This is a genomic window from Rhizobium sp. P1_E1 (assembly GCF_056406015.1).
In genome coordinates, this window is sequence record NZ_JBFUAY010000517.1 from 1 (window position 1) to 1,188 (window position 1,188).

Here is a 1,188-nt window from a genome sequence, read left to right on the forward strand (position 1 = left end):
GCATAAAATGGATTGAATGGGAAACCCTCCCGAACTGCGAGCGGAAAAATCTGTTGTCGCATCGCCCATGAGGGCTATATCCTCTGCGTGATCTTGCTGCTGGAATGGATGCTATGACCGACACTGTTCTCGACCGCTTTCTCCGTTATGTCGTTATCGATACGCAATCCGACCCCGCCTCGTCGACGCAACCGACCACCGGCAAGCAGAAGGATCTCGGACGGGTTCTGGTCGATGAACTGCTGAAGATCGGTCTTGCGGACGCGCGTCTCGATGAACACGGCTATGTCTACGCGACCATTCCGGCCAATAGCGACAAGACGGTGCCGGTCATCTGTTTCTGCTCGCACATGGATACGGCGCCCGATTTCAGCGGCACTAATGTGAAGCCGCAGATCGTCAGGAATTATGCCGGCGGGGATATAAATCTTCCCGGCGACACGGGCCGGGTGATCCGCGTCAGCGATCATCCCGAGCTGCAGAACCAGGTCGGCAACGACATCGTCACGACCGATGGAACGACATTGCTCGGCGCCGACGACAAGGCGGGATTGGCTGAGATCATGACCGCGGCTGGGATCCTCGTCGACAATCCTGATATCAAGCACGGGACGATCAAGATCCTGTTCACGCCCGACGAGGAAGTCGGGCGCGGCGTCAACAAGGTCGACCTGAAGAAACTCGGTGCCGACTTCGCCTATACAATGGACGGCGAGACGGCCGGCCATATCGAGGACGAGACTTTCTCGGCCGACGGCGTCGAGATCAGCATTTCAGGCGTGGCAATCCATCCTGGTTTCGCCAAGGACCGCATGGAAAACGCCATCAAGATCGCAGGCGCCATCATCGACCGGCTGCCGAGGGATATTGCCCCCGAGACCACGGAAGGCCAGCAGGGTTTCATCCATCCCACCGGCGTGACCGGCTCGATGGAGAAGGCGTCGCTGAGCTTCATCATCCGTGACTTCACCGAAAAGGGGCTCACRGAAAAGGAGATCATGCTCGAAGCCATCGTCAAGGACGTGATATCTGCCTATCCTGGCTCGACCTATCATTTCCAAGTGAAGGAACAGTATCGCAACATGAAAGTGGTGCTCGATCGTCACCCGGAGATCGTCGAGAACGCTATCGAGGCGGTGCGCCGGGCCGGCATGACGCCGGTGCGCGGCAGCATCCGCGGCGGCACGG

General features: G+C 58.6%; 1 protein-coding gene. It reads left to right on the forward strand.

What is annotated here, in order from left to right:
• Positions 1-113 precede the first annotated feature (113 nt).
• On the forward strand, positions 114-1,188 hold a 1,075-nt coding region (gene pepT / locus AC1D1Z_RS37615; RefSeq protein ID WP_477853920.1), incomplete at its 3' end, for a peptidase T.